14 protein-coding genes are annotated in these 12,354 nt (G+C 73.6%); 4 read left to right on the forward strand and 10 right to left on the reverse strand.

Annotation, left to right across the window (positions count from 1 at the left end):
• Positions 1-135: 135 nt before the first annotated feature.
• Both Actob_RS13015 and Actob_RS13020 read right to left on the reverse strand, forming a co-directional pair.
• Positions 136-2,049, reverse strand: a complete 1,914-nt coding sequence (locus Actob_RS13015; protein WP_284920413.1) for a SpoIIE family protein phosphatase — start codon at positions 2,047-2,049, stop codon at positions 136-138.
• 41 nt (positions 2,050-2,090) lie between these two features.
• Positions 2,091-2,732: a GTP cyclohydrolase II gene (locus tag Actob_RS13020; RefSeq protein ID WP_284920414.1), complete on the reverse strand. Its 642-nt coding sequence runs from the start codon at positions 2,730-2,732 to the stop codon at positions 2,091-2,093.
• Between the two features lie 86 nt (positions 2,733-2,818).
• Here Actob_RS13020 and Actob_RS13025 point away from each other — a divergent pair, with 86 nt between their 5' ends.
• Positions 2,819-3,508, forward strand: a complete 690-nt coding sequence (locus tag Actob_RS13025; protein ID WP_284920415.1) for a RibD family protein — start codon at positions 2,819-2,821, stop codon at positions 3,506-3,508.
• Between the two features lie 11 nt (positions 3,509-3,519).
• On the opposite strand, the gene Actob_RS13030 is transcribed toward Actob_RS13025, so the two are convergent.
• The 5 genes from Actob_RS13030 to Actob_RS13050 are packed head-to-tail and all read right to left on the reverse strand — an operon-like array spanning position 3,520 to position 7,943.
• Entirely contained in the window at positions 3,520-4,626 is a 1,107-nt protein-coding gene (locus Actob_RS13030; RefSeq protein WP_284920416.1) for a lysylphosphatidylglycerol synthase transmembrane domain-containing protein, read from the reverse strand.
• Positions 4,627-4,685: 59 nt separating this feature from the next.
• The gene (locus Actob_RS13035) at positions 4,686-5,438 is read right to left on the reverse strand and encodes a class I SAM-dependent methyltransferase (protein WP_284920417.1); all 753 of its coding nucleotides are present in this window, start codon (positions 5,436-5,438) and stop codon (positions 4,686-4,688) included.
• Positions 5,435-6,601, reverse strand: a complete 1,167-nt coding sequence (locus Actob_RS13040; RefSeq protein ID WP_284920418.1) for a glycosyltransferase family 4 protein — start codon at positions 6,599-6,601, stop codon at positions 5,435-5,437. The genes Actob_RS13035 and Actob_RS13040 overlap by 4 nt, the downstream gene beginning before the upstream one ends.
• Entirely contained in the window at positions 6,598-6,999 is a 402-nt protein-coding gene (locus tag Actob_RS13045; protein ID WP_284920419.1) for a 6-pyruvoyl trahydropterin synthase family protein, read from the reverse strand. Before Actob_RS13045 ends, Actob_RS13040 begins: the two co-directional genes overlap by 4 nt.
• Before the next feature lie 59 nt (positions 7,000-7,058).
• A complete protein-coding gene (locus tag Actob_RS13050; protein WP_284920420.1) occupies positions 7,059-7,943 on the reverse strand; it encodes a zinc-dependent alcohol dehydrogenase in 885 nt (294 codons plus the stop codon).
• A gap of 171 nt (positions 7,944-8,114) precedes the next feature.
• Here Actob_RS13050 and Actob_RS13055 point away from each other — a divergent pair, with 171 nt between their 5' ends.
• Positions 8,115-8,885, forward strand: a complete 771-nt coding sequence (locus tag Actob_RS13055; protein ID WP_284920421.1) for a CDP-alcohol phosphatidyltransferase family protein — start codon at positions 8,115-8,117, stop codon at positions 8,883-8,885.
• Between the two features lie 7 nt (positions 8,886-8,892).
• On the opposite strand, the gene Actob_RS13060 is transcribed toward Actob_RS13055, so the two are convergent.
• The gene (locus tag Actob_RS13060) at positions 8,893-9,774 is read right to left on the reverse strand and encodes an ABC transporter substrate-binding protein (RefSeq protein WP_284920422.1); all 882 of its coding nucleotides are present in this window, start codon (positions 9,772-9,774) and stop codon (positions 8,893-8,895) included.
• Between the two features lie 135 nt (positions 9,775-9,909).
• Between Actob_RS13060 and Actob_RS13065 the strand changes: the two genes are divergently transcribed.
• On the forward strand, positions 9,910-10,506 hold the full coding sequence (locus tag Actob_RS13065) for an HAAS signaling domain-containing protein (RefSeq protein ID WP_284920423.1): 597 nt from the start codon (positions 9,910-9,912) through the stop codon (positions 10,504-10,506).
• Between the two features lies 1 nt (position 10,507).
• Here the strand turns inward: Actob_RS13065 and Actob_RS13070 are convergent, their stop codons facing one another.
• Positions 10,508-11,380: an alpha/beta fold hydrolase gene (locus tag Actob_RS13070; protein ID WP_284920425.1), complete on the reverse strand. Its 873-nt coding sequence runs from the start codon at positions 11,378-11,380 to the stop codon at positions 10,508-10,510.
• 131 nt (positions 11,381-11,511) lie between these two features.
• On the opposite strand from Actob_RS13070, the gene Actob_RS13075 reads away from it, so the two are divergent.
• Positions 11,512-11,844, forward strand: a complete 333-nt coding sequence (locus Actob_RS13075) for a hypothetical protein (RefSeq protein ID WP_284920426.1) — start codon at positions 11,512-11,514, stop codon at positions 11,842-11,844.
• Positions 11,845-11,910: 66 nt separating this feature from the next.
• Here the strand turns inward: Actob_RS13075 and Actob_RS13080 are convergent, their stop codons facing one another.
• Entirely contained in the window at positions 11,911-12,276 is a 366-nt protein-coding gene (locus tag Actob_RS13080; RefSeq protein ID WP_284920427.1) for a hypothetical protein, read from the reverse strand.
• Positions 12,277-12,354 lie beyond the last annotated feature (78 nt).

Here is a 12,354-nt window from a genome sequence, read left to right on the forward strand (position 1 = left end):
CCCGCGATAGTAGAGAGCCGGACCGACATTCTGCCCAGCCCTGTGGATAACCCGGGAGAGTGACGGGACGCCCGTGGAGGAGGCCGGCCGGAGTGAGGGGATGGCGGCAAGCGGCGTCGAAGGCCCGGCCAGGCGTCACGGGCTGGCCGGCAGGCCGACCAGGTCGAGGATCTGGCGGGCGGGGCTGCCCGGCGCCGCGATCAGCGTCAACGGCGCCTTCTGCTCGTGGTGACGCTCGGCGATCTGGAACAGCGCCGCCACCCCGGCACTGGCCAGGTGGGTCACCCCGGTCAGGTCCACGGTCATCGGCACCGTCCCGCCCCGGCTGCGCCGCAGCAGATCCTGGCGCGCCAGCACCGCCGACTCGGCGTCCATCGGCCCGTCCACCCGCACCCGGGCCTCGTCGTCCCCGGGCAGCTCGGTGATCGACATCTCGGCCGGCAGCGAGGCGGTGCCCGGGGCGTCGCCGAAGCGGGCCAGCAACCGGGCCGGCCGGTTCAGCGGGTGCCGCACGGTGGCCACCGTCCCGTGCTCGCCCGGTTCCACCCGCAGGCTCTCCACCAGCTGCGCGGTCAGCGCCAGGCCCCGGCCGCGGATCGGCTGCCGTTCCGGCGCGCGCCACCCGCCGTAGTCGGTGACGGTCGCCTCGACGCGGCCCGCGGCGGTGAGCACCGCCCGTACCCTGATCTTGTCCGTGCTGCCCGCGTGCTCGATGGCGTTGGTGGTCAGCTCGCCGAGCGCGTGCTGCAGCACGAAGGCGTCGTGCTCGGCCGCGCCCAGCGCGCTCAGCCAGGCGCCGAGCTCGGCTCGCGTGCCGCGCAGGGCCGCCGGGTCCGCCGGCAGATCGACAACCAGTTCCGGTACGACCTCGACCCGCTGCGCCGCCAGCAGGGTGATGTCGTCGGCGTGCCCGCCGGTCCGCACCAGCAGCTCGATGGTCTGCCCGCAGACCCGTTCCGCGGCGGTCGCCCCGGGGTCGTGCAGCGCCCGGCCGACCGCCGCGTCGGTGGCCACCCGGGTCAGGTCGGCGATGGACGAGGCGCCGCCCAGCGGCCGCTCCACGATCCCGTCGCTGTAGAGCAGCAGCAGGTCGCCGAGCGCCAGCCGGTCCTGCCGCACCGGGAACACCCCGCCGGTCCCGAGCGGCGAGCCACCGGTGGGCGGCAGGAACCGGCTCCGGCCGGCCGCCGAGATCACCAGTGGCGGCGGGTGACCGGCGGTGCAGTAGGTGAGTTCGCCGCTGACCGGGTCGAGCAGCGCCAGGCAGACAGTGGTGGCGTGGGCGGCCCGGATCCGGCCGGCGAACCGGTCGGCCGCCGCGAGCGCCTCGCCGATCGACGCGCCGGAGTCCAGCCGTTCCTGGAGCACCGCTCGCAGCTGCCCCATCGCCCCGGACGCGGTGATCCCGTGCCCGACCACGTCGCCGACCAGCAGGGCGACCAGGCCGTCGGCGCGCGGTACCGCGTCGAACCAGTCCCCACCGGCGGCGGTCTCCGCGTCGGCGAGCAGATAGCTGGCCGCCAGCTGGAGCCCGGGCAGCACCGGCAGCCCGGCCGGCAGCAGCTCCCGCTGCAACTCGGTGATCACGTCGCGGCTCTGCTCGTAGCGCCGGCGCAGCTGGGACGCCTCGGTCTCGGCGGCCTGCCGGGTCCGGGCCAGCTCGGTCACGTCGAACGCGGCGCCGATCACCCCGCGCACCGACCCATCCGGGTCCCGCCAGGGCACGATGGTGAACGTCGCGAACATCTCGTGCACCGAGCCGTCCGGCTGGTCCAGGTGCGCCCGCCACTGCCGCCCGGCGATCGGCTCACCGGTGCGGTAGACCTCGTGGTACGCGTCCACGAACTGCTGCCCGACCAGGTCGGACAGCACCTCCTCGATCGGCCGGCCGATGGCGTCCCGACCCGGTACCACCGCCCGGGTGGCCGCGTTCCAACCGGCCAGCCGCAGCTCGTCACCCTCGAAGACCGCGACGATGAACGGCAGCTGGTCGACCGCGGCCAGCATGGCGTCCAGATCGCCCGCCTCCGGTATGTTCACCTCGGTCACGATGCCATCGTGCCGGAAATGCCGCTAGCCGGACCCAAGCGTCACTCTGCCAGGGGCAGTTCGATGGTGTGCGAGGTGTGCGACGCCTTGGTCCGCAAGTAGCGGACGTTGGCCGCCGACACGTGCACCCCGGTGGGCACCCGCTGGGTCACCTCGACGCCGAGCGTCGCCAGCTGCCGCGCCTTGTCCGGGTTGTTGCTCAGCAGCCGGATCCGGTCCGCGCCGACGGCCAGCAGCATCTGCGCCGCGGCGGTGTAGTCCCGCTCGTCCTCGCCCCGGCCCAGCGCCACGTTCGCCTGGTAGGTGTCCATGCCGTCGTCCTGCAGCGCGTACGCGTCCAGCTTCGCGTACAGCCCGATGCCGCGGCCCTCCTGGCGCAGGTAGAGCAGGAAGCCGCCCTGCTCGGTGATCCGCTCGGCGGCCTCGCGCAACTGCGGGCCGCAGTCGCAGCGCTGGCTGCCGAACACGTCACCGGTCAGGCACTCGCTGTGCGGGCGGACCAGCGGTGCCCGGCCACCCGCGGCGGACTTGGTCAGCGCCCGCCGCCAGTCACCGAGACCGAGCAGCAGGTGCTCCCGCCCGTCCGCGAGCGAGTCGAAGGTCATCACCTGCGCGGTGGTGGCGTACCCGTCGGAAAACCGCAGCGGAACGGTCACCTGCCGCCGGACGGTGGCCTTGATCATCGGTCCTCCCCATTCATTGATGCCGCAAGCGGAAGCTGTGCCCGAAGACCGGTCGCCGCACACCGCGGATTATCGTGGACGCCACGATGGCTGAGCGTCCTTACACCTTGTTGAGTTGTGGGATGTCGATCGACGGATATCTCGACGACACCACCGGGGAGCGGCTGCTCCTGTCGAACGATGCTGATTTCGACCGGGTCGACGAGGTGCGCGCCGGCTGCGACGCCATCCTGGTCGGCGCGGCCACGATCCGCCAGGACAATCCGCGCCTGCTGGTCCGCTCGGCCGCCCGCCGGGCCGCCCGGGTGGCCCGCGGCCTGCCGGAGAACCCGGTCAAGGTAACCGTGACCAGCCGCTGCGACCTGGACCCGGCGGCGTCGTTCTTCGGCGCCGGCGACGCGGAGAAACTCGTGTACTGCGCCACACCGGCGCTGGGGCAGGCTCGTGAGCGGCTCGGCGCGGTGGCCACCGTGGTGGACGGCGGTGACCCGGTCGACGTGCACCTGGTCAGCGCCGACCTGGCCGCGCGCGGGGTGCGCCGGCTGATGGTGGAGGGCGGCGGCACCATGCACACCCAGTTCCTCACTCGCGACCTGGCCGACGAGTTGCAGCTGGTGGTGGCGCCGTTCTTCGTCGGTGACTCGCGGGCGCCGCGCTTCGTGCACGACGGCGCCTTCCCGGCCGGGCCGCAGAACCGCGCGCGGCTGGCCGAGGTGCGCCAGATCGGCGACGTCGTGCTGCTCCGCTACGGGCTCTCCGACCGCTTCGAAGCCTGAGGACTCCCGGGTCAAACCGCGACCCGTTCGCGCGTCGAGGACCGGTGGAGGCGGCGGCGCGAGGCGGGCGCCGGAGTCCGTACCGGAAGAATGACCCGGACCGGGATCGGCGCGGACGCCGCGGCAACCGGCCGGACCGGGGCGGACGTCGCGGGCGTCGCCGCGGCCGGCGGTGTGGGGGCGGGCCGGCGCAGCCTGCCGGCGGCCCGGACGGCGACCACTATCGCGCCCGGCGCCGCCGCCACGAAGGCGCAGATCCCGTAGGCGACGGCGATCGTCACACCCTGCTCGGCGCTCAGCCCGGCCGCGCCGAACGCCCAGGCCAGCACGCCCTCGCGGGGTCCCCAGCCGCCGACGTTCAGCGGGATGCCCATCGCCAGCAGCGCCAGCAGCAGCATCGGGGCGAGCTTGAGCAGCGACGCGCCGTTGCCGGCCACCCGGGCCGCGACCAGGAACGTCGCCAGGTGCCCGGCGAGCACCACGGCCGAGGCGAACAGCACGCCCGGCCAGTTGCGCCGGGCCAGCAGCCCGGAGCGGATCTCGGCGGCACCGGTGCGCACGCCGCCGGACAGCTTCGAACCGCCGCGCCGCATCCGCTTCGTCACCGCGATCAGGGCCAGCGCGAGGACCGCGACACTCGCGGCGGTCACCGCGACCACCGGCCCGTGCTCCCCGATCAAGGTCAACACCGGCGACGGTACGGTCACCAGCACCGCCCCGCCGACGACCAGCAGCACGACCTGCCCGGCGGTACGCTCCAGCACCACCGCGCGCACCCCGCGCCCCACGTCGCCCTCCTCGCGCCCGTGCGAGACGGCCCGGCCGACGTCGCCGAGCACCCCGCCGGGCAGCGCCGCGTTCAGGAAGAGCGCCTGGTAGTAGTCGGCGGTCGCGTCCTTCAGGGACAGGCGCAGGCCGAGCCCGCGGGCCACCAGGCACCACCGCCACGCGCTGAGCACCGTGGTCAGCACGCCGATCCCGAAGGCCAGCGCGAGCGTGCCGGTGTCCAGCACCCGCAGCCCGGCCAGGAAGGCGCCGGTGCCCAGTCGCCAGAGCACCAGCGCGATGATCCCGGCGCCGCCGAGCAGGCGGACCCAAGCCCAGAACGATCGGCTCACTTTGTTTCGTCCCCTCGTCGATCCTCAGGGACTAGTACGCCCGACCGCCGGGCCTTGGTTCACTCGAAGATCGCTAAAACATCCTTGTGCCCGACCGTGACGTGCGGCAGGGCCGCCGACCGGTCCGCCAGGAACGCCTCGAACCCCTGGTCAGGGCGCTGCTCGGCGGCGGCGCCGACCCAGCCGCGCAGCCACTCGGCGGTCAGTTCCGGACACTGCGGGCCGAGCCGCCACGGGCTCTCCCGGATGGTCACCCGGGCCCCGGCCTTCTCGAACGCCGCCGCCGCGTAGTCCCCGGCGTCCGGCCCGAGCAGCGAGTCCCGCCGCTGGTGGGCGTTGAACGCGTCGCGCACCGCGGCGTCCCGGGGATCCTCCGGGGTGAACCGCACGTCGCCGGTGACCGATAGGGTGAACAGCGCGTTCGTCCGGGCCTGGGCGCACACCTCGACCAGCCGGTCGATCTGCGCGGCGGTCAGCAGGTCCAGCAGCGCCGAGCAGGTGACCAGGTCGGCGCCGGTCAGGTCGTCGCGGGTGAGCGCGGTGACGTCCCGCTCGTCGATCGCCACGTTGACGCCCTCGGGCATCCGGTCGGCGGCGATCTCCAGGAGGTCGTGGTCGCGGTCGGTGAGGATCCAGAACTGCGGGACCGGCAGCCTCGGCGCCAGCCAGCGGCCCAGCGAGCCGGTGCCGCAGCCCAGGTCCCGGATCACCTTGACCGGTCGCGGCAGCAGGCCGAGCAGGTCGAGGGAGCGGGCGTCGGCGTCGGCGGGCTCGCGCAGCGCTAGCCAGTCGGGGCTGAATTCTCCGGTCATGTGGTGCCTTTCTCGATGTCGTCCAGGATGACGGCCAGCCGGCGGGCGGTGTCGTCCCAGCCGGTGAGGGTCGCGCGGCGGGCTCTCGCCCGGGCTCGCCAGCGCGCGCGCAGGTCAGGATCGGTGAGCCAGGTCCGCAGGACGGCCGCGAGGCGGTCCGGGTCGTCCGGCGGCACGAGACTTCCCGGTACGGCGGGTCGCTCCCGGCCGGCGGCCGCGCGCGGTCCGCCGGATCGGGTCTCGCCGTGCGACCAGTCTGCCTCGCCGACGGCGCTGCCGGCTTCACCGTGCATCTCGTCGCGCACCTCGCCGAGCGCCTCCGGGACGCCGCCGACCGCCGTCGCGACGACCGGGAGGCCGTGGGCGAGGGCTTCGGTGATCACCATGCCGTAGGTCTCGGCGCGGGAGGGCAGCACGAAGAGGTCGGCGCCGGCGTAGGCGGCTTCCAGTTCGGCACCCGCCAGCGGTCCGGCGAACCGGATTCGTCCGTCCTCAGGGTGATCGGGGATGGTGCCGGCGCCGACGAAGGTGCATTCCCAGGCGAGGTCGCCCAGCTGTGCCAGCGCCTGGATCAGCAGGTCCTGGCCCTTGCGGTGGGTCAGCGAGGCGACGCAGAGCAGGCGGTGGCCGGCCGGGCTGGGCTCGGCCGGTTCGGCGAGGTCGACACCGGGCGCGGCCACGTGCACCCCGGTGCGGTCGTGCATCGCCGCCACGTGTGCCGCCGCCTGCGAACTGGTGGCGATCACGCCGGCCGCCAGGTGCACGGCACGGCGTTCCATGGCGCGCAGGCCGGCGGCCCGCTCGGGGGAGAGGCCGGTCTCGTCGCTGAGCGGCAGGTGGACCAGGATCACCAGGCGCAGGCGGGCGGCGTGCGGTTCCAGCACCTCCGGCACCCCGCCGGCCACCAGGCCGTCGAGCAGCACCGTCGCGCCGTCCGGACAGCCGGCGAGCACCCGGGCGAGGTGGTCGCGGTCGGCCGGGGCGGGGCTCGGCCAGGCGCCCGGGACGGTGCTCTCCGCGATCGGGCGGGGCCCGGCGCCGGTGATCTCCGCGAAGGCGGCCGGCAGGCGGTTGAGGACCTCGCGGTCGTAACGGTTGCCGCCGCTCGGTGCTGCCGGGTCGTCGACGCCGGCCGGCAGCACCACGTGGAGCGGAGGTCTCACCGCAGGGTTCGCTCGTAGCTGGCCCAGGCGATGTGCGACTCGTGCAGGGTGACCTGGAGGCCGGTCAGGCCGGTCGCGCCCGGGCCGAACTCGCCGGCCGCGATCCGCACGGCGAGCCGGTCGGCGATCACCTTGGCCAGGAACTCGGTGGAGGTGTTGACGCCGGAGAACTCCGGGTCGTCGTCCAGGTTGCGGTAACTCAGGCCGGAGCAGATGGTGTGCAGCTGTTCGCTTGCCTTGCCGATGTCGACGACGATGTTGTCCTCGTCCAGCTCCGGGCGGCGGAACGTGGCGTCGACCACGAAGGTGGCGCCGTGCAGCCGCTGCGCGGGTCCGAAGACCTCGCCGGAGAAGCTGTGCGCGATCATGATGTGGTCGCGGACGGTGACGCTGAACAAGGGCTCACTCCTCGATTGGCGGATCTCTACTGCACTAACGGGTACCCGTACCCGGAAGATCAATTCACTCCGGGGTAGTCGATCACGTGGCACAGCCCGGGCCGGCTGCCGTCGGCCAGCGCCGGCATGACCTCGGGCAACTCGTCGAAGGCGGAGCGGCCGGTGATCAGGGCGTCGAAGCGGTCGTCGCGCAGCAGGTCGAGGGCGAGCCGCAGGCGCTCGGCGTAGGAGCGGTCGCGGGCCGGGGCGATGCCGCCGACCTGGCTGCTGCGGATGGTGAGCCGGCGGGAGTGGAAGTTCTCGCCGAGCTGGAGCGGGACCGTCCGGTCGCCGTACCAGCTGAGTTCGACGACGGTGCCCTCGGTCCGGAGCAGGTTCAGCGAGGTGGCCAGCCCGGCCGGGTTGGCGCTGGCGTGGATCACCAGGTCGCGCTCGCCCGCCGCCCGTTCCGGTACGGCGAAGGCCACCCCGAGCGCCTCGGCGACCGCCGCGCGGGCCGGGTCGGCGTCCACGAGCTGCACGTCGGCGGCCGGGTAACCGGCCAGGATGGCGGCGACCGAGGAGCCCACCATGCCGCCGCCGACCACGGTGATCCGGTCGCCGAGCTGCGGGTTCGCGTCCCAGACGGCGTTCACCGCGGTCTCCACCGTGCCGGCGAGCACGGCCCGGGCGGCCGGGACGCCGTCGGGGACGACGGTGACCGACTCGGCCGGGACGACATATCGGGTCTGGTGCGGGTACAGGCTGAAGACCGTCCGGTCCCGCAGCTCGGCGGGGCCGGCCTCGACCACGCCGACGTTCAGGTAGCCGTACTTCACCGGGGCCGGGAAATCCCCTGCCTGGAACGGTGCCCGCATGGTGGCCCACTGGTTCTCCGGAACCCGGCCCTGGAAGACCAGCGTCTCGGTGCCACGGCTCACTCCGGAGTGCAGAGTGCGCACCATCACCTCACCGGGAAGGGGATCCGGCACCGATCCGGTGCGTATCTCCCCCTTACCGGGGGAAGCCAACCAAAAGGCCCTCGCGTCGAACACGAACCAACTCCTCTGAACCGAAAGTCCTCGACAAGCGTGTGAGTGGAGGACAGCGGTTAGACCCTATGTCCAGGAGGCACGGTGACCATCAGTACCGCCACCACGACCACCCCGTCCCGGGCGCCCTTCGCCGGGTTCGCGGCGCAGTTGGTGCTGCTCGCCGTGCTGGCCGGGACAGCGGGACTGACGCTGGGCGGGGGGATCGCCGGGATCGCGTACGGTGTGGTCCTCTGCGGCGTGCTCGGCGCCGCCCTGCAGCGCGCCGGGATGACCTTCCTCGGCTGGGCCAACCTGGTCACCTACGGCCGGGCGATCCTGGCCGGCGGGGTGACCGCGCTGGTGACCAGCGCGGTGCTGGGCCACCAGGTGCCGGTCTGGCTGCTGGTCACGCTGGCCGCCGTGGCGCTCGCCATGGACGGGGTGGACGGGCAGGTGGCCCGCCGGACCGGGACCAGCTCGGCGTTCGGCGCGCGGTTCGACATGGAGGTGGACGCGTTCCTGATCCTGGTGCTCAGCGTCTACGCGGCCGTGCAGTACGGCTGGTGGGCCCTGGCCATCGGCGCGTTCCGGTACGCCTTCGTCGCCGCCTCGTGGGTGTGGCAGTGGCTGAACGCCGCCCTGCCGCCGCGTTTCTCCCGCAAGGTCGTCGCCGCCCAGCAGGGCGTCCTGCTGGCGGTGGTCGCCACCGGCCTGCTGCCGGCCTGGGCCGCCGTCGCCGTGCTGGCCGTCGCGCTCGCGTCGCTGACCTGGTCGTTCGGTCGCGACGTCGTCTGGCTCCAGCGCGCCCAGCGGATCCGCGTCGCCGCCCAGTCCCGCTGGTCGGCACCCCGGCACCCCGCCCTGGCCCGCTGAGCGACAGTCACCGGACCCGGGCGACGGTGCCCGGCCTGGCGGCCGGAACGACGTCCGGATGCAGGATCGCCGCGATCGCCTCGACGCCGTCGATCAGGCGCGGACCCGGCCGGACGACCAGGCCGTCCCCGTCGATCGCCCACACCTGGGCGTCCGGGAAGTCCGGCAGCGCCTCGGCCTGCCGCACCGCGCCGTCCAGGTGATAGCCGCACGGCGTGACCAGCACGATCTCCGGCCGGGCGGCGGCCAGCTCCGCCCAGGAGACCCGGACCGACCGCTTGCCGGGTCGCGCGGCCACCGCCTCGCCGCCGGCCGCGGTGATCAGATCCGGCACCCAGTGCCCACCGGTGAACGGCGGATCCACCCACTCCACGATCGCCACCCGCGGCCGCGGCCGGCCGGCGACCGCCGCCGCCACCGCGGCCAGCCGGCTCTCCAAGGCGGCGACCAGCTCCCGGCCGCGGTCCGGTACCCCGGTCGCCGCACTCACCTCGACGAAGCTGGCCAGCACGTCGGCCAGCGAGTACGGATCCAGGCTGAGCACCTCGGCCTTGCAGCCCAGATGGTCCAGCGCCTCGCCGACGTGCCCGGACGGCAGCGCGCACACCCGGCACAGGTCCTGGGTGAGGATCAGGTCCGGCGCCAGCCCGGCGAGCGCGTCGGCGTGCAGCGTGTACAGGTCGCCGCCGGCCGCCATCTGGGTGCGCACGTAGTCGTCGATCTCGGCAGGTGTCATCCCGCTGGTGTCCCGCCCGCCGACCACCACCGTCTTCGACGAGCGCGCGGCCGGTGGCTCGTCGCACTCGAACGTGACACCGACCAGGTCGTCACCGAGCCCGAGGGCGTACACGATCTCGGTGGCGGAGGGCAGCAGGGACACCAGGCGCATACCTCGACAGTAGGCCTTCGGGTAGGCCAAAAGTCTGATATGGGCTCCCCGGATTCTGTCTCCGGTGCGATGTGCGCGCGCGGTGACGCGGTGATGCTGAGGTCCACCGTTCGCACGCTCGAAGGGGGAACCGAGATGACGACCGCGCCACTGGCCCACGCTGACACCCTGGTGCTCGACTACCTGGCCGCGCTCTGGGCGGCGAGCGAGGACCTGCCGCCCACCCGCCGCGACGAGCTGATGAAGACGGTGACCGACTACCTGGCGATGCGGCACGAGCCGGGTGCCGACCCGACGCCGGTGCTCACCCGGCTGGGCCCGCCGGACGAGCTGGCCGAGGTCACCCGGCGCGGGTACCTCCCGCTGCACCTGCGCCTGCCCGCGCCGATCGCCGCGCCGCCGGCCGGGTCGGCGCCGGCCCGGGTGTCGGTGGTCGGCGGCTCCGAGGCGGCGGCGGTCGCGCTGCTGATCGGCGGCACGTTCCTGATGCCCGGGGTGAGTCCGGCCGCGGGCATGCTGATCGCCACCGGGTCGCCCCGGTGGACGGTGGCGCAGAAGGCGGCCGGGTGGCTGCTGACCGCCGGGTCGGCCGGGGTCGCGCTGCTGGTGACGCTGGTGCTGGCCGGGTGGGGAGCCGGGGCCGGGGTCGCACTCCTGCTGGGTTACCTGGTGGCCTGTGGTGGTTCGGCGGTGGCCGGCCTGACGCTGCTCGCCGGCATGCGGCGGCCCTGACTCAGGCCGGCCCGAGGATCTCGCTGAGGACCCGGCCCCACACCGCGCGGGGCGGGACCTCGTGGCCGACGCCCTCCAGCCAGACCAGCCGCGCGCCGGGGATCACCCGGGCCAGCTCGCGCGGGTGCTCGGCCGGGAACCGCTGGTCCAGCGTGCCGTGCAGGATCAGGGTGGGCGCCTCGATGGCGGCGAGCCGGTCGCGCACCGGCGCGCCGTAACCGGCCCGGCGGTGGTTGAGCCGGGCCGCGCCCAGATCGGCGGACCTGTCGAAGACCCGCTCGGCGAGCCGGCGCAGCTGCGGGTCGTCGGGGGTGAACGGGCCGCCGCGCGACTTGATCTCGGCGACCAGCCCGGCCACCGCGGCCCGCCGGTCCGACCAGTCGACCTCGCCGGTGGCGGGGCGCACGCGTACCTCGGTGGCCGGTGGGGTGCGCACCGCTACCGGGCCCACGCCGGCCAGCACCGGGACGCTGTCCGGGCCGAGGCCGGCGCTGGTCGCGATGAGCGTCAGGGTGAGCACCCGGTGCGGATGCTCGACGGCGATCCGCTGGGCCAGTGCGCCGCCCAGGGAGAGGCCGACCAGGTGGGCGGCCGGCACGCCGAGAGCGTCGAGGAGGCCGAGCGCGTCGTTCATCAGGTCGGCACCCGAGTACGCGGCGCCGGCCGGGAACGCCGTGGACCGGCCGGTGTCGCGATGGTCGTACCGGATCACGAAGCGGCCACCGGCGGCCAGCCGCCGGCAGAACTCATCGTCCCACCAGTCCATCGAGCTGGCCTCCCCGGCGATCAGCAGGAGAGGCGGGTCGGTGCGTTCGCCGAAGGTTTCCAGGCACACCTGGATGCCGTTGACCGGCATCATCGTCTCGGTCACCACCAGGCCATTGTGGGCGCGCTTACCGACAGTCAGGTTAAAACCGGATCACAACGGATGACGAGATCGATGTGACCGGGTGCGCCAGCACAAAGCGCCGGGTGTGGTTGACTCGGCTCGTGGAATTACCCGAAATGTCGGAATTTGTGGCGCATCGGACCGAGGATGACGCGGCCTTCGAGGGCCGGCGGGTGCCCGGGCTGCGCGCCGAGTTCTTCCGCCGCGCCGAGGGCGACCGGATCGCCAGCGTCGGCCGGTACTCGCTGGGCGACCGGGAGTTGCTGCTCGCCTGGGGCTACGTCGACGAGGAGCACTGCCGGCACAACGCCGTCCGGGACGCCGCGGGCGGCTGGCACCCGGCGGCCGACGGCTGCCCGGAGGTGGAGCTGATAACGAACGGCCAGGCCGTGGTCGGCCTGGCCGTTCGCGCGTCCACCGGGGACTGGGTGCGCGCCCTGCGGAACTAGGCCGGACTCCGAACACGACCTAGTCCTCAGCGGGCTCGCCCTCGATGGGCTCCGCCCTGAGCGGGTTCAGCTCTGGACCGGGGCCACGGCCGCGGCGCGGGCCTGGTTGCGGACGATCCGCAGCGACACGGCGGTCATCGTGATCGCCGTGACGAAGAGCGCGAGGTGCAGGTACGGGTTGACGATCGGCACGAAACCGATCACCGCGACCGGGATCTGCACCACCGCGATCAGAGCCGCCAGCAGCCACTTGCGGTGGCCGCTCCACAGCATCGCGGTCCACACCGGCGCCGAGACGACCAGCAGGGTGAGGCCGTCGAGCACCGCGTGCAGGTAGGTGTTGTGGACGTTGTTGTGGGCGAACGCCTGCGCCGGGGAGGCGATCCAGAGACCGGCGAGGACGAGGGCGAGAACGACAGCGGCACGACGCATGGGATCCTCCAGCGTTATCAGACCGTTGCTCCGAGTAATCAAGGTACGAAAGCGGCAGCCGTCGCGTAAAGGCTCACG

The organism is Actinoplanes oblitus (assembly GCF_030252345.1).
GTDB classification, from domain to species: domain Bacteria; phylum Actinomycetota; class Actinomycetes; order Mycobacteriales; family Micromonosporaceae; genus Actinoplanes; species Actinoplanes oblitus.